Here is a 21828-nt window from a genome sequence, read left to right on the forward strand (position 1 = left end):
AGATGTGTATAAGAGACAGGTTCACATGTAAAGATAAGTGATTAAAAGTAAAATAACCCCAACGCAAAAAAGCTATAGCTAACAAGTCATTGGTTAAAATGCTCTCAACTACTCACCTTAGTCCTTCTTTATGCTCCCTAAACTTCAGCTAAAATCATGTTAGAGGTCCATTAAAGACCGATCTTTATCGTCCCTTTATAGATATGGCTTTACACGCCCTATTGAACCCTTACAATGTGCAGCAACTATATTTATCAAGGTTTATCTCTATGTCTATTCAATGGTTTCCGGGTCACATGCATAAAGCCCGCAAAGAAATCGAAGAAGTTATCCCACAGGTTGATGTGATCATCGAAGTACTGGATGCGCGTATTCCGTTCAGTAGTGAAAACCCAATGATCTCCTCACTGCGTGGCGATAAGCCTTGTGTAAAAGTACTGAACAAGCGTGACCTTGCCGATCCTGAGTTAACTGAACGTTGGATTGAGCATTTCGAAAAAGAGCAAGGTGTAAAGGCTATTGCAATTACCACCAGCGTTAAAGAAGAAGTAAATCACATCATGGAACTGGTTCGTAAGCTTGCACCACACCGTGAAGAGATTGGTAAGAACATTCGTACTATGATCATGGGCATCCCAAATGTGGGTAAATCAACCATCATTAACTGCCTAGCAGGACGTACAATCGCAGTGACAGGTAACCAACCTGCGGTAACTCGTCGTCAACAGCGTATTAACCTACAAAACGGCGTGATTCTTTCAGATACCCCAGGGATCCTTTGGCCAAAAGTAGAAAACCCGCACAGCGGCTTCCGCCTAGCAGCAACCGGCGCGGTAAAGGATACGGCAATGGAATACGATGAAGTGGCATTCTACACCGTTGAGTATCTTGCGAAGCAGTACCCTCACCTACTGCAAGAGCGTTACCAAATTGAAGAGCTGCCAGAGTCTGACATCGAGTTGATGGAAGCGATCGGTCGTAAGCGTGGAGCACTTCGTGCTGGTGGTCATATCGACCTTCATAAGTGTTCTGAAATCTTACTTCACGAGCTTCGTAACGGGACTTTGGGTAAGGTAACTCTAGAACTACCAGAAATGATCACAAAAGAGCTGATCGAAGTTGAAGAAGCCGCAGCACTAAAAGCCGAGCAACAAGCTAAGAAAAAAGAAGAGCGTCGTAAGCGTTACTTGAAGAACAAGCGTTAATAGCGATTAATCACTCTCATATATCCCTCTAAACATATTCACGTTCTATTTCATGTAGGACGTGAATATCGTGCCCCTCCTTTGTTGATCTAGCTAACATACTGACAAATCTATAGAAATGCTCGTTTACAATCATCAAGACTGTGACATACTACGCAAATTATTGTGTATCAATTTCGGCTAGTTTCTCAATGCGCTCTTACATCGGGTTCAAAAATCAACGATTTAAAACCTATTTCGACAATGAAATTTATCTGCCGTACATAAATTTCATCTACATCCCGATCTCAATATTCTGTGCTTTTATTGTCACGGACTATATTCACTTCGGTACAGAGTGTATTACACCAATTGCCTTTCGCATCGTACTGTTCTTGATGATGATGGTTGTTGCTCGGTATTGCATCAAGCACAGGCCTAACGTTTTAGAGTTCGTTGAAAGCACCTTTCTTGTCATTAGCTCGCTGTTTCTAGTCTACGTTGGGCGGCTCGCGATTGACCTAGGGAATTTCGATTACCAAGGTGGTATCGTCCTCGTGATGATCTACATAGGTACGTTTTCTAGATTATCGGCCAAATACAGCATCACAACACTTTCATTTATTTTTGCCGCCTACCTAATCGGATTATCTCCTTTGCTGTATGCTGCAGAACCTGCTCATGAAGTCGAAACCATTTCTATTTATGTGTCTGCTTATATTTTGATTTCAGCGGCCTGTATTAGACGCGACTTAGAAGTTCACAAACGCTTCGCACAATCGGAGCAACTTCGAAAACAAGCGATACAATTACGTAAACAGTCGAATATGTTTGAAGCGCTTTCCTATAAAGACGCGCTCACCGGCTGCTATAATCGACTCTACTTACACCAAGTGATCGAACCGAGCATTGATCGCGACTTATCCATCACATCGATTATGATCGACATTGACCATTTCAAAACCATTAATGATACCTACGGGCACCAGATGGGCGATCTGGTCATTAAAGAGTTGGCCATCGAAATTCAGAAAAAACTACCACTGGGCAGTAACTGTTTTCGATATGGAGGAGAAGAGTTTCTGATTTTGGTACAAAACGGGACTGAAGATTCAATTCAATCACTCGTAGATTCACTGCTAGAGTGTCCCTCTCGCCTTCGTTTAGAAGTCACAATTTCAATTGGTGTTAAACATTCACCTCAAGCACTAGGCTCGGTAGAGCAACTCATCGATGACGCCGATCAAGCACTCTATATTTCAAAGAAAAACGGCCGAAACCGTACATCTTGGTCTAATTAACTTCTTACCGACGCCCTTTTCTATTGCAAGCGAAACGAAAAAGCCCCAAACACCTGCATGCTTGGGGCATTAATTGTATTCTCAGTCGCAAAATTGCGTCATGACGAACAAAGCGTCTGAGCGTGACAATTACGAAAACGCAGCGCTTTTGGTTCTCTGCTCTAGGTCAACGGGAGAAGCCCAAGAGATCACTTTCTCGTTAACTTGACTTCCGCATGGCGCATTCCACACCTGCTCCAATTCTTGTTTTCCACCAATCGCTTCATAAAATGCAATAGCTTGATGATTTTCAGACATCACCTCTAGGTAAAGCCCTGAATCAGAATAGTATTGTTGTAATCGTTGAGACAGTTCAGACAACAAATGCTTGCCTAAGCCACGGCCTCGGTAGTTACTGTCTACATGCAATGCATCGATGAACGTCCCGCGTTCAAAGTTATGATTGCCAAATGCGCAGACAAAACCAACCAGTAAACCGCCTTCCTCGAGTAATAGAACATGTTGATTAAAAGGAGGATTAATCAAACGTGTCTGCCAAATAACAGACCTGTCCTCCAAAACCTCATGTTCTAGGTAATCATCAGCAAGAATGCCACGGTAATATAGCTTCCAGCTATCCGCGTGTAATTGGGCAATCCGCTCATAATCTTTATATTCAGCTACCTTAATTTCCATTTATTAGCCCTTAGTACTTCCATTTATGACTTGCTACTACATTTCACACTACCTTTATACAATATTTAAGTAAAACATACTAATACACGTTTACACTTTCAATATTGACTTACACGTGTACGCTGATATTCTAGCGCACAGATGTAAGCTCAATGGAAAATTGCTAATGAATAGTGCCGACAAACCATCAACAAAAAAGCCACCGTTAATCTGGCTCAATATCTTTGTATTCTCGTTTAGTATGCTGCTTGCTGTTGTTGCGGCTCCCGTTTACGGCTACTTTTTTGGCTATGGAATGGAACATTGGGTATGGCTAGCGATCTGTTTTAGCTTCTGTAACCTTTCAATCACGACTGGCTACCACCGCTTATGGTCACACAAAGCCTTTGAAGCGCATTCGAGCCTCAGATTCCTATTTGCTTTGGGCGGTGCTTTTGCCTTACAAAACAGTGCTCTTCATTGGTCTTCAGACCACCGTGTTCATCACAAGCATGTCGATAACAACGACAAAGACCCGTACTCAGCAAAGCGTGGCTTTTGGTACTCACACATCGGTTGGATGATTCGCAACTACAACACGTCTATCTATAAAGATCACGAGAACTGTCGCGACTTGAAGAAAGACAAGATCGTAATGTGGCAGCACAAACACTACATTCTTCTTGCGCTCATCATGAACTTTGGTGTGCCTATCGCATTGGGCCTGATCTATGGCGATGTGATTGGCATGCTGTTAATCGTAGGTGCGGTTCGTTTGGTACTTAACCACCACACCACATTCTTCATTAACTCTCTTGCGCACATCTGGGGCAGCCAACCTTTTACCGACAAGAACACAGCACGTGATAATGGTGTGCTTGCCGTACTTACTTTTGGCGAAGGCTACCACAACTTCCACCATATCTTTGAGAACGACTACCGTAACGGCATTTACTGGTGGCAATATGATCCAACGAAATGGCTGATTAAGAGTGCTTCGTTGATGGGGCTGGCGAGTAAACTTAAGAAAACACCGCAAGCACGCATTGAAAAAGCCGAAGCGGCAATGCTATTAAAACGCACGCAACAGAAGATCATGCATCGTGCGGATAACATTCAAATCGCGGAGAAACTGCAGGCGGAATTTGACTCTCTTGTATCCAATATGAATGAATATTACGAAGTCAAAAAGCAGCTACTAGAAAGCAAGCGCGAAGACGTTGTGAAAAAGTACGAACATTCAGTGCTTAAGGTCCGTTATCAGCAAATCAAGATGAACTTCGAACAGCAAAAGAAAAATTGGGCGATGACGGTCGAGCAATACGCTTAAAATAAAGCAGTATACTTAACACACCAATAACAATACTGTTTGGTTCTTATTCGAAGGCCCTCGTGCAAAGCATGAGGGCTTTTTTATTTTAAAGGTCTAATTAAACACCTGAATTTAAAGCTTTTCTTCAAATTACAAATACCGGTTCCATTTGTCACATTTTTGATGCAATAGCATGTATTACGAAGCCCTTTGTCGTGACCACCATCACTTACAGGTTAATCCTCGTCTCATACCATACGCGTCCCAAAATTCTTTCAGCAATTAGCGGACACACTTTATGAAATTGTTAAAAACATCTATCGCTTTCGCCATCTCTTCTGCGCTTTTGATTGGTTGCAGCAGCGATACCGATTACGTTCAACCTGAAGAAGTAAAGATCGCTACTTATAACCTGTCTTTTGATCGTGCCACCTTCCAAGATCTTGTAACAGAGATGCAGATTGAACCAAGCGCTCAAGCAGTACTTGTATCTGACTATCTCAACAACACAATTAGTGCGGCTGACAAAGAGACAGCGGCAAAAGTGATTCAAATCCGCAACGTAGCAGCCGTGATTCAAAAGAATCGACCTGATGTACTGATGATGGCCGAATTTAACAATGACGGTACTGGAACGGACAAGTCAGCACTAGAAGGCTTCCAGAAAAACTACCTTTCTGTTGCTCAAAGCCTTGACGGTGCGGGCGGTGACGCGAACCTAGAGCCAATTTCATACCCTTACTTTGAAAGTTACGCTACCAACACGGGCTTATTGAATGAATTTGGCTTTGACCTAGACAACGACGGCAACGCGGGCACATTACCTGGAGATGCTTGGGGCTTTGGTTTGTACCATGGTCAATACGCGTTTGCTCTGATGTCTAAATATGAGATAGACACTGCCAACACTCGTACATTCCAAGAATTTAAATGGAAAGATCTCGAAGGTGCCACTATTCCAACAATCACTGTTTGCGATGACCCGAGTAAGTTCCCTGAAAATATGGACTGTGGTGACGAGTGGTACACCGCTGCTGAATGGGAAGAAGTTCGTTTATCTTCAAAGAACCACGTTGATGCACCAATCCTAATCCCTACCAAAGATGGTACTGAAACCGTTCACTTACTGATGTCACACCCTACTCCGCCGGCTTTTGACGTAGGTAAGAACATCGAGCAAAACGCAGCAGAAGTCGACTTCTGGCACCAATATATCCAAAACAAATCGTACATCTATGATGACTCTGGAAAAACTGGCGGTCTGGAGCAAGGTCAACACTTTGTCATGATGGGTGATCAAAACCTAGATCCTGTTGATGGCGACGGTATTAGTTCTGTAATGCAAGACTTGCACAATGATGCATTAGTTAACCAAGATGTCACCAATGGCAGCTTGTATCCAACAAGTTATGGTGCCGCTGAACATGCGGTAGATAAATCATCGTCTCACCCACAGCCGAACCGTATCACTTCAACATTTGGACTTGCTGTAGATTACGCACTGCCTTCAGCAACACTTAACATCGTTGATTCTGGTGTTTACTGGGCCGCTTCTTATGAAGAAGGACGCAAGCTATTCAATGACTCACGAATTGGTGATTATGGTAACGGCAAGGACGTATCCTCTGATCACCGAATGATCTGGGTAAAGGCTGATTTCAGTAACTAATTCATTCACTTTTTAAGATGCCCGGCTTAGTGTCGGGCTTTTTTATGAGCGTAATTCACTAATCATCTCGCGATTAAAAAAAGAATTATGGACTAAAATAGCCATAGTCATTGGATAGAACGTTTCTTTTTCTTTGATTTATAAATACTTATATTATTCGGACAAAGAGATTTATTGCCCCAGGAATTCACAATGACTAAGCTAACCATTATTGCGACAATCGTCTGTAAAGAAGAGAAGATCGAGTTTGTAAAATCAGAGATGATTAAGCTCATCGATAAAACCCGATCCGAAGAAGGCTGTATCAACTACGACCTCCATCAAGACAACAGTAACCCGGCTCAATTTGTGTTTCACGAGAATTGGGAATCAGAAGCACTTCTACAAAAGCACCTAGCAAGCCAACATATCGCAGACTACGTTAAGGCAACTGAAGGTTGTACAGAATCCTTTATTATCAATCGAATGACACACATCGCCTGACTAGAGGTTTATTACTAACTCAGTAACAAGCCCTGCTCTTAAAGCAGGGCTTCGTTTTTCTATCGCGTTACGCTTTATCGATCTCACTTGTGAAACGAAAAAAACCGCCAGAGTAGCGGGTATGGTCAATAATCATGACTGTCAAAGACAGATAGATAATACCAATCGTAGTAAATAACTGTCAGCCTAGCTGGTTCAAAAACTCGATAACTGCGTTAGAATTTTTGATTGTAGAATAACTACTTATCGAAACTTCTTGTCGAAACGAGCAGCCTTGTTCTCAAGTCTTTTTCCTGCGCTATTTCTAATCACTTACTTACTGTGATTGGTATAACAACCATCAATCCAATATTGAGTGCCACTTTACAATGGCACTCTGACATTTCTTTTGCTGATCGCTAGCACGGGGGCACTAGTTAAAAGCACGAGCCAAAATGCCATTCCCTTGATATTGGTAAACACTTGAATTACTACTTACAAAGACTGATTCTCCGGGCTTAAGAGAAACTGACCGTCCTTCTGAAGTGACGGTCGCCTCTCCTTCCACACAGAACAAGATCTCCGCGCTACGTAAATACTGTGACTTGCTCTCATCAGTCGCAGATAAGATATCAAAGCCAAAGTCATCCACTGGAATCGGGTAGCTCATCTTTCCCTCTTTCAATACAGGCTTAAGACGAATATCTTCTGGCTTAATCGGCTCAAAGATCGTGTTGTCGATAAGCTCAGGAACGTCTATGTATTTAGGGGTGAGACCGGCACGCAGCACATTGTCTGAGTTTGCCATGATCTCCAAGCCTGTGCCTTGAACATAAGCATGTGGGGTTTCTGCGAATAGGAACATCGCTTCACCCGGCGCCAGTTCAACTGTGTTGAGCATCAATGGGGCAAACAAACCAATATCACCCGGATAGTACTGTTTGAATTCGATGCTGTATTGCAGAGCTTCACGCCCCATGGCCGTTTTGGCTGGTCGCGCATGCGCAGCATAAAGCTCATTAAGCGCAGACGCTTTGCGGTCACCTTCAAGAGACATAATGGCACTAAAGAACGACTTCAGAGAATCACTGTCGACATTGGCTTTAAGTACATTAAGTTCAATCGCTAACGAAGGAATATCCGCTTCTTCGAACAAGGCAATAATGTCGTCGATTGGACGAAAGCCATTCATCGCTTTGTAGAAGGTCAACGCATAAACCAACTCAGGTTTATGGTTTGGATCTTTGTAGTTGCGATTAGACGCATTCAAAGGGATACCAAGTGCATTCTCACGCTCAAAACCTAATTCTGATTTTCGCTTGTTCGGGTGAACCTGAATCGATAACGGTGTTTCAGCGGCCAACACCTTAAACAAGAAAGGCAATTCACCGAAACGTGCTGCCGTGTATCCGCCTAAGACATCGATTTTGTTTTCATCAATCATGTGAGAAAGCGATTCACCGGTATCGCCTACCTTTGAACAACCATTTGGATGAGCACCCATCCAAATTTCTGCTTGAGGTTCCTGGTTTGGGTTCACAATACCAAACAATTGGTTAATGGAGTCTTTGCTTCCCCATGCGTAGTTTTGAATAACGTTGTCGAGTTTAAATAGAGACATAATTACTTCTCATTAAAAATCTGGCTACCAAGCTTGAGCGTGGCGGCGATATTACGGGCAGTACGAGTCAGGTTTTGATTCGCTTCTGATAAAACTTGGTCTAGAGACTGAGGTGAACGTACGGTTCCAAATAAGCTAGACATTGAACCGTAAAGCTTTTCAACGTCTTGCCCCAGAGAGCCCGCTATTCCAATGGTTGGAATATTCAGCTTTTGAGCTCGCTGAGCGATGCCGTAAGGTGTTTTACCTTGCAGGGTTTGGTTGTCCATCTGCCCCTCTCCAGTCACGACCAGTGAAGCGCCTTCAAGAACCTTATCTGCATCCAAAGCATCTAATACCATCTCAATACCCGCTTTAATTTGGATATTGAATGCAAGACTTAACCCCAGAGGTGTACCACCAGCAGCACCAAATCCAGCTGTGTCGCGATGATTAGTACCCGCATGTGCTTGAGCGATATCGGCAAAGTGTCCGATCGCAGTATCAAGCTGTTCAACTTGAGCTTTTGATGCGCCTTTTTGCGGACCAAACACGGCACTGGCTCCGCTTTCGCCACATAATGGATTATTCACATCACACGCGACCACGAACGTCACTTCTTTGCATCTAGGGTGCAGTCCATTAAGATCCATGCTTGCTAACCGGCTTAATTCGGCGCCGCCACCAGATAGCTCGTTGCCTTGCTTGTCTAATAACTTGCCTCCCAACGCTTGTAAGATGCCAGCACCTGCATCATTGGTTGCGCTGCCACCCAAACCAATAATGATTTGTTCAACACCTTGATCTAGTGCATCTTTGATCAATAGCCCAGTACCAAACGAAGATGCGTTTAACGGTGCTCTTTCTTCTACGGTTAATAGGTCTAAACCCGATGCTTGAGCAAATTCCACCAAGGCAGTTTTTACGTTGGCGCCATCAACAGTCTGTTCCAACGAAGCCCAATAAGCCGTACATTCGCGACCGATTGGATCTGTCGTTTGCAGCCGTTGTTTCTTACCATTGAGCGCCTCTAGTAACACGTCTACTGTGCCTTCTCCGCCATCAGCGAGTGGCATTTTCACAAACTCTGCATGAGGGAAAACGTCAGCAAACCCACGCTCAATACAAGACGCAACTTGATGAGCGTCGAGTGATTCTTTAAATGAATCAGGGGCAATTACAATTTTCATTGTCGTTCACCATTCCCGCCCACCAAGGTGAGCGGGTGATTGAAATTAGAATTTGATTTGGAATGTTTTCGCTTGGCAAGATGCCAGTTGGCCGAAGGTTTCTGTTGCTACATCACCTTCGCGTACTCGCTCACCCATACTTGTCTCTTTCCAGCTTGAAACCGCTTGAGTGAAGGAGATTGAATCCGACACTGAGCCTGTTTCTGCCGGGTTGTAAACACGCATGATCAACGCATCTTCATCTTCCGCTTTCTTAAGTACGCTTAGTACCGCACCTGCTTGTTGCTTCGATAGCAAGCTGAAGTTCATTGGTAGGTTTTGCTCGCCCACATTCAGCTTCATCGCGTTGTACGGGATCTTGTTGTAACATTCGATTTGAGTGACATTGTCACGTGCTTGCGCCATGATGTTCGCGTCAATGTGGTTGCCAGAGAAGCCACACAGTGTGAATTCACACACTAATTTGCCGCGCACTTGTGAATCTGGCGTCGGGATCTTGATGCCTGATGGACGACCCGGACGAAGCAATAGCTCCTCTTTACCCAACACACCGATACCACGGAATAGTGTCAGTGCGAAGGTATCTCGGTTGTCGTCACCTTGAGATGCAATCACTTCAAATTCACGTAGACCATTCGACATGATCGCCATGCCCGCTTTACCGTTTTCTAATGCAGCGAAGTTCATCAGTTGGTAAACCGGAACCGGTGCTTCTTTCCACTTCTCTTCTTCCCAAACCGCCATTGCTGGGTCATTGGTTGGTCGAGTAATACAACCGAACTGGTTATCTGCGACCACAGTTTCAGAAACGAATGGCGTTGGTACTAGCACACGTACACGATGGTCATCGGCTTGGTTGTCTAGTTCCATGCGAACTTCGATACGGCGAGATCCTTGTTTTAGTACTACTTGGCATTGCGCTTCAATGAATCCGTTTTGACCCGTGCGTTCTTCACGCTCTGCCAGGTTTGCAGGCACGTTCATACGTAAAGCGATGTTCGCTACCGATTGGAAGCCTTGGTGGTCAATCGATGTTTCTACCGGGAATTCGTCTGAGTACAACAGCCACTCTTGACGAGATGGAGAGTAATCGTACTCATCGCCGTCATCAGAACCGTCTTCTAAGCGGAGCACTTGGTCGAACACTTGCTCTGTCTCTTTATCGAAAATAGTCAGAGTAGCGTTGTCGTTTACATTGATTCGGTAGTATTCGTTCTCTAGCAAGTAGTCTTTCTGCTCCGCGACTTTAACTGCGCCCTTCTCATTACCTCGGATGTGTAACGTGGTGAAGCCCATTGCTGGTACAGTGCGTTTGATTTGAATATCAAACTCCATGAACGGGTCGTAGTTACCGTAGTGAACGATTTGACGGTCTACTTTACCTGGGTCGATTTGGCGCTTGTCTCGGATGAAGTACTCAACTGGGTTTTCGTTTTCATCAAAGATAGAAAATTCTTGAGCACGGATAGTGATGGTTGTGTTCACCACTTCTTCACGCTCGTACGGAGAAAGGTTAAACATCGCCAGTTTGTCGCAACCTTCGCGATCCGGCATATGGTCGACAATCTTACGCTTGTAGAAATGAATCAGGTTTGTCGCCATGTCGTCCGCAAGGATGTAACGGTTTAAGATTTCAGCGTGTACCTTGTCTGAACAACAGCAACCAATCGAGTCATGAGCGTGGTTCTTCATGCTCTCTTTCCACATTTTCTCAATCAAACCGTGGTGGTATTCAAAGCCTAATGTCCAAGCGATAGACGCTAGTGGTTCTAAGATGTTTACAATCTTGTTTTCGATTTCCGCATGGATCAGTTTGATGTCCATACGTGTTGACGAAATCGTGCGGTGAACACGCATGTATTTACCGTCGTTGAACTCGCCTTTGATTGTGTCGAGTTGGTCGCGTGCCGCCTCTACTTTCTCGAACACTTCTTCGTAACGGCTCATTGAGAACTCGCGATCTGGGTAGATTTCACGAAGCTTGTCCATTACTTCAAAGATGTCTTTTTGAATTGGCATTTGGTCGTGGCCGTTCGGTAACAAGATATCTTTAGTCACCGATGGCTTTTCTAGCACTGGGAAGTACTTATCTAGACGAGCACGCAGGCCTTCTTCATCTTGTGGAAGGTATTTACCAATCGCGTAACCCAGCGGAAGTACTTGTACCGTTACTTCACTGCCGTCGTTTGATTGCCATAAGAATTCTGTTTTGTTGGTACCGTGACGCTCTGAACAACCACGCCAGAACATTGCGCGCGTGATATCGAAGCCGTTGCAGATCATTGGTAGCTGTGAGCTCATGCTGAATGAATCTGGTAGGTAACCAATCTTCATTGCATCGCCAAATTTCATACAGTCACGAATGCCATACATCATGTTACGTACAATCGACTCGCCAGAAACTTGCATTGTGTCGGTTTGAGAATACCAAGGGCCAATAATTAGCTTGCCCGCTTCAACCAATGCTTTTACGCGCTCTGTGTTCTCTGGTTTGATCGCGAAGTAATCTTCTAGAACGGCGGTTTGACCATCTAGAACGTAGTATTTGTATTCTGGATCGCTCTCCAGACGGTTCATGATTTCTTCCATGTTGTTCACTAGAAGAATACGAGACTCTTCTGTTGTGAAATACCATTCACGATCCCAGTGCATGTGTGGAGTAATATGTACGCGTGATGTAGTCATAATCATTTACCTAAATGTGTCGCTTCGAGTAAATCTTAAATTCGACTCAAATACGACTAAATTAAAGTTTTTCAAGGGGTTAAAATTGGCTGCCACTAAATTTAGGGTGCAGAAAACCACGCCCAGAATCTGTGTGAATAAAACCGTTAGGAGCACAGGAATTTAGGACAGCCAGTTGTTTGTTATTTTTTATATATTGATTTCGCAGTGAGTTAGGAGCTAACTCAAAATTCAGTTAGTTCTGTGTTGCAGTACTTGCTTCAAACTTACCCTTTTTTACAGCATGACCACGCCACATCAGAAGAGTAATGGTTGAAATCACTGTGCCGACAATCGCAGCACCGAACCAGATCGCAGCAGCAGAGAAAGCGCCTAAACCAGAATCGTGTAACAAGAAGATAGAGAAGATACCCGCGCCCGGAGTCGATAGACCAATACCTGCCGCGCCCACCATTGCACCTGTTACTACAGAGCCTAGTAAGAATGAGCCGATTACACGGATTGGATCTTCAATCGCCATTGGGATTGCACCTTCAGTAATACCCGCAAGACCAAGTAGCCATGTCGATTTACCGGTTTCAATCTCAAAGTCTTTGAATAAACGTGGAGCAATCATGGTTGAAGCCGTTACCGTGAACGCCGATACCATTTTTACTGAGCCAAAGATTGCGTAAGGACCATAAACACCGTTTGCCATTGCACCTAAACAGAATGCGTAAGCAGCTTTGTTTACCGGGCCACCTAGGTCGAATGATACAAACAGACCTAAAATTGCACCCAATAACAACGCATTGGTGCCTGACATACCGTTCAACCAGTCCGTTAAACCTTGGTTTAAGAACGCAACAGGTTTACCGATAACAAACAGCATCAAGCTACCCGCTACCAAAGTACCAATCACAGGGTAAAGGTAGAAAGTGAGGAAACCATTAAACGCAGGACCCAAGCGAACATGCTCTTTTACCCAACGCATTACGTAACCAGCAATCAAACCACCAACAACACCGCCTAAGAAACCTGAACCAATGATGTTTGCAGCAATACCCGCAGCAAAACCAGGACCAAGTGCCGGTTTGTCGGCTAATGAGTAAGCTGTGTAAGCTGCCAGTACTGGCACCATTAATGTACCTAATAGGCCGCCACCTAATTTACGATACATCCACAGCCAAGAATCTTTTGTTGCGTAAAGCTCTTGCAGGTCAAAAATTTGCGCGATAAGAACAGCAACCGCAAGAACAGTACCACCAGCAACGATAAGAGGAACTGCGTAAGAAATACCAGAAAGCAGCGCTTGTTTAAGCTCAGTTTTCAGTGGCAGTTTTTTCGGTTTGTCATCAGTAGCCACTGTGCGTTCTGCACCGTTGCCTTTTTTAGCCTCTTCAATCGCTTCATTTAGAATGCGTTCACCGTGTTTAATCGGTTCTGCAACTGGCGTTTCAACACGAGGGATTCCATTAAAACGATCCGCTTCTTTAATCGCGACTTCAGCAGCAAATACACAAGCCACGGCATTGTTTAATTGCTCAGCCGTCAAACGATCTTCAATGCCATTTGCGCCCTGCTTTTCAACATGAACCTTGTAGCCAAGCTTTTTACCTGCCTTTTCAAGGTATTCTGCAGCCATATAGGTATGAGCAATGCCTGCAGGGCACGCAGTCACACATACAATTGTCGGCGCATTTGTATCTAAGTTGTCTTGTTTTTCTTCTTGCTGATTATCGCCATCAAGAAGTGCAAAGATTTCATCAGCGGTTGTTGCTTTTAGTACTGCTTCACGAACATCGTCATCAACCAAAGTGGTTGTCAGTTCGGTCAGCAGGTGCATGTGGGTAGAACCCGCTTCTGCATTTGGAATGGCAATTAGGAAGATAAGATTCACATCTTCGTCTTCATCTAGGCCTTTCCATTTCATGTCTTCTTTCAATGTTGCAACAGCGAAGCCAGCTTCTTTAACCGCGTCAGTCTTGCCGTGCGGTACTGCTAGGCCTTCGCCAAGCGCTGTCGGGCCTTGCTCTTCACGAGCAAATACTGCATCAAGGTACTCTTGCTTGTTATGCAGTTTGCCTTGCTGATCCAGTTGGTCAGCAAGTGCGTAAATCGCTTCTTCTCGACTGCTAAACGTAGTTTGCAGATTTACGAGCGACTTATTCGTTAGAGTAGTAAGTTTCATAACCTTTGTCCCATAGTCACGGATTAGTACGACAGTCGTCCCTGTCGACGAGATGAATAATACAACTTCAAGACATTTAATCCGTGATCACGATCTCATCAATACATATTTGTATTTAATTTGTATTTAAACTATATTGGTAAATCCTTTAAGAAAGCTTGTTATGTATCGTTTAATTTGTATTATATGTACTACAAAACGCCGATACGACGCTCACACTAACCTTTAAAGCAAGGCTTATATAGAGCAAATTTACGTATTTAAGGTACAGGTTGTTAATCAAAGTCTAGTTGTCCTAGCGCACAAATGAGGCAAAAATGGCAAGACTCCCTATGTATCGCCAAATCGCCGATGCAATAAGAGAAAAGATCAGTTCTGGAGAATATAAAGTTGGAGAAGCACTCCCAACGGAAGCGCAATTGCGTGAAGTATTCTCGGTAAGCCGCGTAACGGTTAGGCAAGCACTGAAACTACTCATCGAAAACGATGAGCTTGAAAGCGTTCAAGGCAGCGGAACTTACGTCAAAGAGAACAAGATCAATTACGACATCTACAAACAGTCGAGCTTTCAAGAAAAGTGGGCGCATTTGGATGTCGTTACCCACAGTGAGGTTCTGGCTTTTGAAATGAAGCCCTGTTCTCTAGCGATGTCTGAACACTTAGATATAAAAGAAGGTGAATTGGTTTTCTACGTAAAGCGTGTTCGTTTCATCGACAACAATCCAATCACAGTTGAAGAAACCTGGTTGCCTGTTGCTTTGTTCCCAGATCTTACTTATCAAGTGATGCAGACATCAAAATACGACTTTATTGAGAACACCAAAGGCATGGTGATTGATCGAAGTGAGCAGGAATTGGTGCCGATTCTTCCGCCTGAAGACGTTGCTAAACAGTTAGGTATTGATCCAGCTCAGCCTATCATTGAAAAACGTACTCGCGGTTACCTCGCCAATAACACGGTATTTGAATACAGCCGAAACTACTTCACATCTAACGATTACCGATTCACTTTGGTCGCAAGACGCCAGAGGTAATGCTAATCAGCGAGTTTCGATAATAGCAAAATGACCAACACAGAGAGCGTCTTGTTCTCTGTGTTTCTATGCTGTTATCTCAATCATAAACCCAACTTTCCTCCCCAAAATATTCCTAAACCAATATCAAGTAACCTCACGAAAGATCATTCACATTCATTTAAATACTGTTCGCGCGCTTTGACCATAAAATGAGCGCCAAATGACAAGAATAACCGTCGACAGGAATGTAGATGAATACCAAACAACTTGAGGACGCGGTCAGTGAAGTGACCTTGTTCAATCAACACCTGCACTTAATCCAATCTGTTCATACTATTCCGACGCCAAAAGTGAATTGGGAGTCGATGGCTATGGAGCCTGCACCTGTGATGCCAACCGTTCGCTTCGACCATAAAGTCAAAGCCATGGAAGCGCTCGATGATTACAAACCTAATTGGTTGGATATGTTATTGGGGAATAAATCGAAGCTGCATACTCTTACTAAGAACGTTGAACGCGCAGCAGAACAGGATATTGAAGATTACAAAAGCGAGTTCGTGCATTGGGTACAGAACTACAGTTACTGGGCCAAGCAGAACCAACTTTCAAAGGGTGTTCTGAATAACGATAGCGGAGCCAAACTGACCGCTCTTTCAGAAGCACAACAGAATCCTATCAACGCCTCTGTAGTCGACACAAAACTGATCAACCATAACTTTAATACTTACAAGAATGGCCATCTGTTAGAAATCAATATTCAGGTGAATAAGGACAACGTGATCCCTAAAGAAAGAAAGGTGCTGTGCCAAGGTGAGGTAAAACTAAAGAACCTATCCGTCCCTGAGAGAAATATACTGTATCGAGAATATGTGTGTAGCTGTGTTCTTAAATGTGCTCAAGACTCTTTCAATGTATTGCCTGAGACAAGCGTGGTTATCAATGTTGAGCAGGCTTCAGCTGAACATTCCAATGAGACCATTCTTTCGTGCCATATCGAGAAAGGCTTGTTGGAGTTCTTATTGATTGAAGATGACAAACCCTCAGAGATACTCGAGTTCTTCGTACACCTTGAAGATTTTAACCCTCACAGAGGTAATGGCTTCTCAGCGATCCAAACTATCTTCTCCCCTTTACCTATTGCGTCGTAACTCGCTCGAGCTTTCGATTCATTCTCTCACAACTCACACGGCTAGCACTGGGTTCGCCGTGTAGACCACGAATCAAATTAATAACTATGTCGACCGACTCTATTTTTAAAACAAAACACCTGTCAACCAATACAGATCTAGGCAGACGTTGTTTCAACTCCTTAGTTTTTTTCGCTTTGGTTTTATCGGTACCAGTATTCGCAGAAGAGACAGTACTTGTCGATGAGCCTCTACTTAAGGAAGAACAAGAAGACGAATCACCGTTTACGACGTTAACTAAGTTAGGGTTTATATACTCTCAAACCACCAGTTCATCCTTGTCTATCAATTCTGGAATATCCGTAGGCTATAAAAAGGAAAACTGGGGGCAACGGGTTCAGTTCGATACCTATTACACGGATGCTGAAAATGATGAAGATGGAACGAATCGCTATACCACCAACTATGGGATTACCTATGACTTGAATGACATCACCTATATAGTTGCGACTGCACGCTTTGAGCACGACCATTATGGCACCTACCGCAAGCAGTTCATTACCGCTACTGGACTTGGTCGCCATTTTTACGATACCGAAAGAATCAAGCTTCAAGGCTCTGCTGGCCCAGGTTATCGAATCAGTAAACGCCAATCCTCTGATGAAGAGTTTCCAAACAAAGAGAACTACGAACTTATTGCCAATGCCAGTATCGATGGCTCTTTAACGCTCACTGAAACGTTTTCCATGGGTGCTACGGCTAATATGGCCTATGGTGAAGAAAACACGAACTACAACCTTAAAGGCTACCTAAAGAACATTCTGATGGGTAATTTAGCACTGACGTTTGATACTGAGTACATCTATAACACCACTGTTGCCTCAGACCAAAGCAATAGCGAGATCTATAGCTCAATGAATCTAAACTACGATTTCTAACCATACAGTTTGCTCTGCCCCCTAATATCGCAACTCCGGATAACAAAAGGCCCTCACAATGAGGGCCTTAAAAGTATCTAAAAGCGATTAACTTCTATCTCTGATATACTATTACGCTGTTTTTGACCTCAAGCGTACTAGCACATCCATTTGCTTCAAGTTCGCCATACCAACATACGCGACAGGCACCAAGAACAATGAGAAGAAAGTTCCGACCGTTAAGCCGCCCACCAATACTAAACCGATGTTGATACGACCTAGAGAACCAGGACCATCAGCCAAAGCTAGCGGTAATGAACCTAGGATCATCGTCAGTGAGGTCATTAAAATAGGACGTAACCTTGAACGTGCGCTACTGACCGCGGCTTCTTTTGCACTGGCGCCTGATTTACGTTTCTCATTAGCAAACTCCACCAATAGAATACCGTGTTTCGTCACAAGGCCCACCAGCGTCAGTAAGCCGATCTTTGAATAGATGTTTAGGCTTTGACCAAACACCGATAACGTCAAGATCGCACCAACAATACACAGAGGAACGGTCAGCAAAATGATCATCGGGTCGACAAAGCTTTCAAACTGCGCCGCCAAAATCAAGAAGATGAAAACCAACGCCAGTACGAATAGTACCTGCGCACCTGCCGTAGAATCCACAAGGTCTTTGACAATACCGTTGAATTCGTAGCTCTGTGCTGGTTTCAATAAACTTGGTACCGTGTCGTCGATATACGCTTTCACATCACTTGCGGTGTATCCCGGCATGAGGTCAGCTGTAATTTCAGCACTGTCTTGTCCCATGAAGGTCTTAAAGTTCGATTCCGATGTTACCTGTTTGATGGAAACAAACTGAGACAAAGGAAGCCTTTGTCCCGATTGTGAATCCACATACAATTTATCCAAGACTTTGAAATCTCCAAGATCCTTCAGATTCACTTGTACTTGGATTGGGTATGTATAGCCATCATCTGCTTGTAAATCGGCAGCTTTCACTGAACCCAAGAAAGTCGACAGTGCGTTAGTAACATTGCCGTAGTCCACACCAGATAACACAATCGCATTGCGGTCAATCGATAAGTCATAGCGCAGCTGGTCGCGTAACATTGAGTTTTTAACGTTAGTGACACCCTCATAATCCTCAAGAGCCTCCACCACTTTGCTCGCTGTTTCAGACAAAGCGCCGGTATCACGATTCACAGTTGTAAGTTCGAGAATCATGTTAGTCGCAATATTCAAGTTATCCGCTGAGCGAACCTTGAAAGACATACCATAAGCAGAGACTGAACTTTTCGCTTTGGCAATAAACTCATTCACTAATTCATCCGCAGACTGGTCACGCTCTCCCCATGGTTTTAGTAGGACGTGATTGGTCGGTGTGCCTTCAATGTAAGACAGGTTGGCTTCAACTGATTCATCGCCTTTAAACACACTATTTAACTGTTCGTTGTTATCAAGATGATATTGGCGACCAACACCCGTTGGTGGTGTTGAGGTCACCTCTACAAAGCCAGTATCTTCTGTTGGCAACAGAACTTGAGGCATCTTCCAAACGGCCAATGCAGACAACGCAATTAGCATTAATGCGATACCGCTCATGAGTGCTTTACGATCAAACCACTTACCAAGCTCCTTAGTGTATCGGTCAGACAAAACATTGAGCTTCGCATCGACCTTTTGATACCACTTTGCAGGCGTCGAGACAGGCTTCATCAAGTAAGCACTCATCATTGGTGAGAGTGTTAACGCAACAAATCCAGAGATGATCACCGCTGCAGCAAGTGTGAACGCGAACTGCCTGAATAGATCGGCGGTTAAGCCAGCCATCAAGCCAATTGGTAAGTAAACAACCGCCAGAGTTAGCGTCATCGCAATCACTGGAAAGACGATCTCTCGACACCCTTTAATTGCAGCATTGAACGGCGTTTCCCCCTCTTCGATATGACGGTAGCAGTTTTCCGCCACAACAATCGCATCATCAACCACCAAACCAATGGCGAGAATGATAGCCAGAATCGTCAGTACGTTGATGCTAAATCCAAGTAAATGCATGACTGCAAATACGCCTATCACACACACCGGGATGGTGATGATCGGAATTGAAGCAACTCGAAAAGAGCCAAGGAACAGAACTACCACTGCTGAAACCAGAACAATCGCTTCAACTAAAGTCATGAAGCCTTCATCAATTGCGGTTTTAATGAAATCAGCTTGGTTGTAGACCATCTTCATCTCTATGCCTTCTGGCAACTGAGGCTGAATCAGATCAATTTGTTTCTTAACTTTATTCGCAACGGTTACTGGGTTTTCACTTTTCAGTGGCAACACCTGAATCGACATTGCTAGGTTGTCATCAACACGAAGAATACTCGGCGTAAGGCTCTCCTCACCCATTTTGACTTCAGCGATATCCCCGATGCGAATGATCTTGCCGTCATTAACACGGACCACCAAGTCTCGCACGTCATCAACGCTGGTTACTTGGTTTACTGGGTTGATGGAGAAATCTCTTACCTGCCCCTTGATAGTACCTGCGGTAAACGTTGCGTTGTATGAGCTTAATGTTCCAACCACATCGGAAGCACTCATATTGAGCGCCATCATGCGATCAGGTTGAAGCCATACCCTCACCGCTTTTTGGCTACCGCCGTATGGTCCCCAAATACCACCGACACCTTGAATATGTTTAAACTGAGGTACAACTTGTTGGCTAATGTAGTCGTACATATCTTGTTTAGACATTTTGCCAGTGTTCACAAACGTGATGATATTACTTGGCATACTAGTGTCTGATGAGTCATCGGTGACCGTTGGTTTATCGGTCATGCTCGGCGGGAAATCACCAATGGCTTCAACACTACTGCGAAGATTGTTCATCAAGCTTGTGTATTCAACGTCATCAACATCATCTTCGAAGATGATTTTTAAATTACAGGTGCCTTCCTGACAATCCGTAGTCATGGTCTTTACGCTATCAAGACCTGTAGCAGCAGTAATTAATTTGTCCGCGACATTGCGCGACATAAACTCTGCACTTGCACCATTAATTGCAGCCGTTACTGTTGCAGAGGGAGTTTTATGTTCAGGGAAATACTGAATCGATAGCTTCTGAAATGACAGCACGCCAAGCAGTACGATGGCGATGCTCAACACTGAAGCAAAAACAGGATGCTTAATACAAATCTCAGGAAGCTTCATTCGGGCTCTCCTTCGTTATCGCTTCCTTGCTGTTTGATTGACTACTTTGCTCAGCAGTGACCTTAGTTTTGCTGGCTGCACTTGGCTCTTCTTCTGAATCTTTTGAGCCGTCAGTCCAATCAACCGTCGGCTCTACTGGGTATTGTTCATCAAGTAGTGTTTCAGTGGTTTGTTCAATAGGTTTCGTTATCTTTTGAGGCATCAACTCTACTGTTTTTTGCTCAACATTCGGGTTCATGACCTTAACTAAAGAGGCTTTCTTTAGGTTTTGCTGGCCCGTAACCACCACGTTATCACCGAGCTGTATCCCTTTTTCAACAACGACGTATCCATCATTAGTATTGACACCGAGCTCAACGATTCGTTGTTCAATATTTTTTCCATTAACTACCCAAACGAAACGTTCTGCATCTTTGGCTTGGACCGCGTTTTGAGAAACGACCATTTTCGTTGAGTCTTCACTGGTCATCTGACTCACCTTGGCAAACATGCCCGGAACCAAGCGGTGTTCTGGGTTGGTCACATGCGCGTGAACCTCGACTCGACCTGAGCTTTCATCAACCGCTGGGGCTATGTAGTCTACGACGCCAGAGAACGCTTCATCGGTAAATGCATCAACTTGGATCGATACATTCTGTCCTAATTTCGCATTACCTAGGTCCGATTGTCCAATCGAATACTGAACTTCAACTGGATCAAGCTTGATCAAACTGACCAAGGCCGTCGAGCTATCAATTTTGCTCCCCACAGAGTGGTTGAAGTTCGTTAGCTGACCATCAAAAGGCGCCACCAATAAGTAATCATTCATTAGTGCCTCTTTCTGACGAAAGTCAGCGGCCGCAAGATTCGCTTGTTCTTTTAGCTCTTCAACATCTTGTTGAGACATTGAATCAGGTTGCTTTTTCAGTAGCTCTTGTACTCGCTTTAATTTTGATTTTGCTAGCGCTAACGAGCTTCTCGCTTTATCTAAATCAGCTTTTGCTTTGGTGTTATCTAGTTGAGCAATCAGCTCACCTTTCTTAACCGAATCTCCATCTTTGAAATGGATTTCGAGAATTTTATCGGAAGCGCTAAAGGTCAATGCAGCAGAATCTGTAGCTCTAATTTTGCCGACTTCGTTGATTGAAGAAGTGAATGCTTGTTTGTGAGCCTTTTCAATGGTCACTGGAATCAGGGGCGAGTCTTCGGCAAATGTGGGAGTGATATGTAAGGCAAACAGAGCCAAACAGATTGTTTTACTAAGCTTTGTAAATTTCATTTTTAATAACCATAACCGTCAAATTCATCTGAATTAAACGTTTTCTAAGCAGCTATTTTTTACTTAATGAGCT

General features: G+C 44.0%; 15 protein-coding genes. 8 read left to right on the forward strand and 7 right to left on the reverse strand.

Annotated elements, in window-relative coordinates; translation table 11 throughout:
* Nucleotides 1–269: 269 nt before the first annotated feature.
* Nucleotides 270–1205, forward strand: a complete 936-nt coding sequence (gene ylqF, locus F0228_RS23100; RefSeq protein ID WP_004740137.1) for a ribosome biogenesis GTPase YlqF — start codon at nt 270–272, stop codon at nt 1203–1205.
* Nucleotides 1206–1459: 254 nt separating this feature from the next.
* The gene (locus F0228_RS23105) at nt 1460–2485 is read left to right on the forward strand and encodes a GGDEF domain-containing protein (RefSeq protein ID WP_105058843.1); all 1026 of its coding nucleotides are present in this window, start codon (nt 1460–1462) and stop codon (nt 2483–2485) included.
* A gap of 129 nt (nt 2486–2614) precedes the next feature.
* Here F0228_RS23105 and F0228_RS23110 read toward each other — a convergent pair whose 3' ends face one another.
* Nucleotides 2615–3160, reverse strand: a complete 546-nt coding sequence (locus F0228_RS23110) for an N-acetyltransferase (protein WP_171762855.1) — start codon at nt 3158–3160, stop codon at nt 2615–2617.
* A gap of 166 nt (nt 3161–3326) precedes the next feature.
* Here F0228_RS23110 and F0228_RS23115 point away from each other — a divergent pair, with 166 nt between their 5' ends.
* The 3 genes from F0228_RS23115 (at nt 3327) to F0228_RS23125 (ending at nt 6603) form a co-directional block, all read left to right on the forward strand.
* The gene (locus F0228_RS23115) at nt 3327–4469 is read left to right on the forward strand and encodes a fatty acid desaturase (protein ID WP_105058245.1); all 1143 of its coding nucleotides are present in this window, start codon (nt 3327–3329) and stop codon (nt 4467–4469) included.
* Between the two features lie 280 nt (nt 4470–4749).
* Nucleotides 4750–6120, forward strand: coding sequence for an endonuclease/exonuclease/phosphatase family protein (locus tag F0228_RS23120; protein ID WP_171762856.1), 1371 nt, complete (start codon nt 4750–4752; stop codon nt 6118–6120).
* Between the two features lie 192 nt (nt 6121–6312).
* Nucleotides 6313–6603, forward strand: a complete 291-nt coding sequence (locus F0228_RS23125) for a putative quinol monooxygenase (protein WP_171762857.1) — start codon at nt 6313–6315, stop codon at nt 6601–6603.
* Nucleotides 6604–7015: 412 nt separating this feature from the next.
* Here F0228_RS23125 and manA read toward each other — a convergent pair whose 3' ends face one another.
* From manA to mngA, 4 genes are all read right to left on the reverse strand, one after another.
* Complete coding sequence (gene manA / locus F0228_RS23130; protein WP_171762858.1) at nt 7016–8203, reverse strand: mannose-6-phosphate isomerase, class I; 1188 nt, start codon at nt 8201–8203, stop codon at nt 7016–7018.
* Between the two features lie 2 nt (nt 8204–8205).
* On the reverse strand, nt 8206–9372 hold the full coding sequence (locus tag F0228_RS23135) for a glycerate kinase (RefSeq protein ID WP_171762859.1): 1167 nt from the start codon (nt 9370–9372) through the stop codon (nt 8206–8208).
* 45 nt (nt 9373–9417) lie between these two features.
* Nucleotides 9418–12057, reverse strand: coding sequence for a mannosylglycerate hydrolase (mngB, locus tag F0228_RS23140; protein ID WP_171762860.1), 2640 nt, complete (start codon nt 12055–12057; stop codon nt 9418–9420).
* A 235-nt stretch (nt 12058–12292) separates the two neighbouring features.
* A complete protein-coding gene (gene mngA, locus F0228_RS23145; protein WP_171762861.1) occupies nt 12293–14227 on the reverse strand; it encodes a PTS 2-O-a-mannosyl-D-glycerate transporter subunit IIABC in 1935 nt (644 codons plus the stop codon).
* Nucleotides 14228–14544: 317 nt separating this feature from the next.
* Between mngA and F0228_RS23150 the strand changes: the two genes are divergently transcribed.
* The 3 genes from F0228_RS23150 (at nt 14545) to F0228_RS23160 (ending at nt 17308) form a co-directional block, all read left to right on the forward strand.
* Complete coding sequence (locus tag F0228_RS23150) at nt 14545–15261, forward strand: GntR family transcriptional regulator (protein ID WP_009845448.1); 717 nt, start codon at nt 14545–14547, stop codon at nt 15259–15261.
* Between the two features lie 233 nt (nt 15262–15494).
* A complete protein-coding gene (locus F0228_RS23155; RefSeq protein ID WP_105058251.1) occupies nt 15495–16391 on the forward strand; it encodes a hypothetical protein in 897 nt (298 codons plus the stop codon).
* 176 nt (nt 16392–16567) lie between these two features.
* Nucleotides 16568–17308, forward strand: a complete 741-nt coding sequence (locus tag F0228_RS23160; RefSeq protein ID WP_171762862.1) for a DUF481 domain-containing protein — start codon at nt 16568–16570, stop codon at nt 17306–17308.
* 111 nt (nt 17309–17419) lie between these two features.
* Here F0228_RS23160 and F0228_RS23165 read toward each other — a convergent pair whose 3' ends face one another.
* Both F0228_RS23165 and F0228_RS23170 read right to left on the reverse strand, forming a co-directional pair.
* The gene (locus F0228_RS23165; protein ID WP_171762863.1) at nt 17420–20497 is read right to left on the reverse strand and encodes an efflux RND transporter permease subunit; all 3078 of its coding nucleotides are present in this window, start codon (nt 20495–20497) and stop codon (nt 17420–17422) included.
* Entirely contained in the window at nt 20484–21755 is a 1272-nt protein-coding gene (locus tag F0228_RS23170) for an efflux RND transporter periplasmic adaptor subunit (RefSeq protein WP_171762864.1), read from the reverse strand. Before F0228_RS23170 ends, F0228_RS23165 begins: the two co-directional genes overlap by 14 nt.
* Nucleotides 21756–21828: the final 73 nt, after the last annotated feature.

The organism is Vibrio sp. 99K-1 (genome assembly GCF_013114585.1).
Taxonomy (GTDB): Bacteria; Pseudomonadota; Gammaproteobacteria; order Enterobacterales; family Vibrionaceae; genus Vibrio; species Vibrio chagasii_B.

Coding starts and splice junctions, on each gene's coding strand:
- ylqF (WP_004740137.1), top strand. CDS start 270: ATGTCTATTCAATGGTTTCCGGGTCACATGCATAAAGCCCGCAAAGAA.
- F0228_RS23110 (WP_171762855.1), bottom strand. CDS start 3,160: ATGGAAATTAAGGTAGCTGAATATAAAGATTATGAGCGGATTGCCCAA.
- F0228_RS23115 (WP_105058245.1), top strand. CDS start 3,327: ATGAATAGTGCCGACAAACCATCAACAAAAAAGCCACCGTTAATCTGG.
- F0228_RS23120 (WP_171762856.1), top strand. CDS start 4,750: ATGAAATTGTTAAAAACATCTATCGCTTTCGCCATCTCTTCTGCGCTT.
- F0228_RS23125 (WP_171762857.1), top strand. CDS start 6,313: ATGACTAAGCTAACCATTATTGCGACAATCGTCTGTAAAGAAGAGAAG.
- manA (WP_171762858.1), bottom strand. CDS start 8,203: ATGTCTCTATTTAAACTCGACAACGTTATTCAAAACTACGCATGGGGA.
- F0228_RS23135 (WP_171762859.1), bottom strand. CDS start 9,372: ATGAAAATTGTAATTGCCCCTGATTCATTTAAAGAATCACTCGACGCT.
- mngB (WP_171762860.1), bottom strand. CDS start 12,057: ATGACTACATCACGCGTACATATTACTCCACACATGCACTGGGATCGT.
- mngA (WP_171762861.1), bottom strand. CDS start 14,227: ATGAAACTTACTACTCTAACGAATAAGTCGCTCGTAAATCTGCAAACT.
- F0228_RS23150 (WP_009845448.1), top strand. CDS start 14,545: ATGGCAAGACTCCCTATGTATCGCCAAATCGCCGATGCAATAAGAGAA.
- F0228_RS23155 (WP_105058251.1), top strand. CDS start 15,495: ATGAATACCAAACAACTTGAGGACGCGGTCAGTGAAGTGACCTTGTTC.
- F0228_RS23165 (WP_171762863.1), bottom strand. CDS start 20,497: ATGAAGCTTCCTGAGATTTGTATTAAGCATCCTGTTTTTGCTTCAGTG.
- F0228_RS23170 (WP_171762864.1), bottom strand. CDS start 21,755: ATGAAATTTACAAAGCTTAGTAAAACAATCTGTTTGGCTCTGTTTGCC.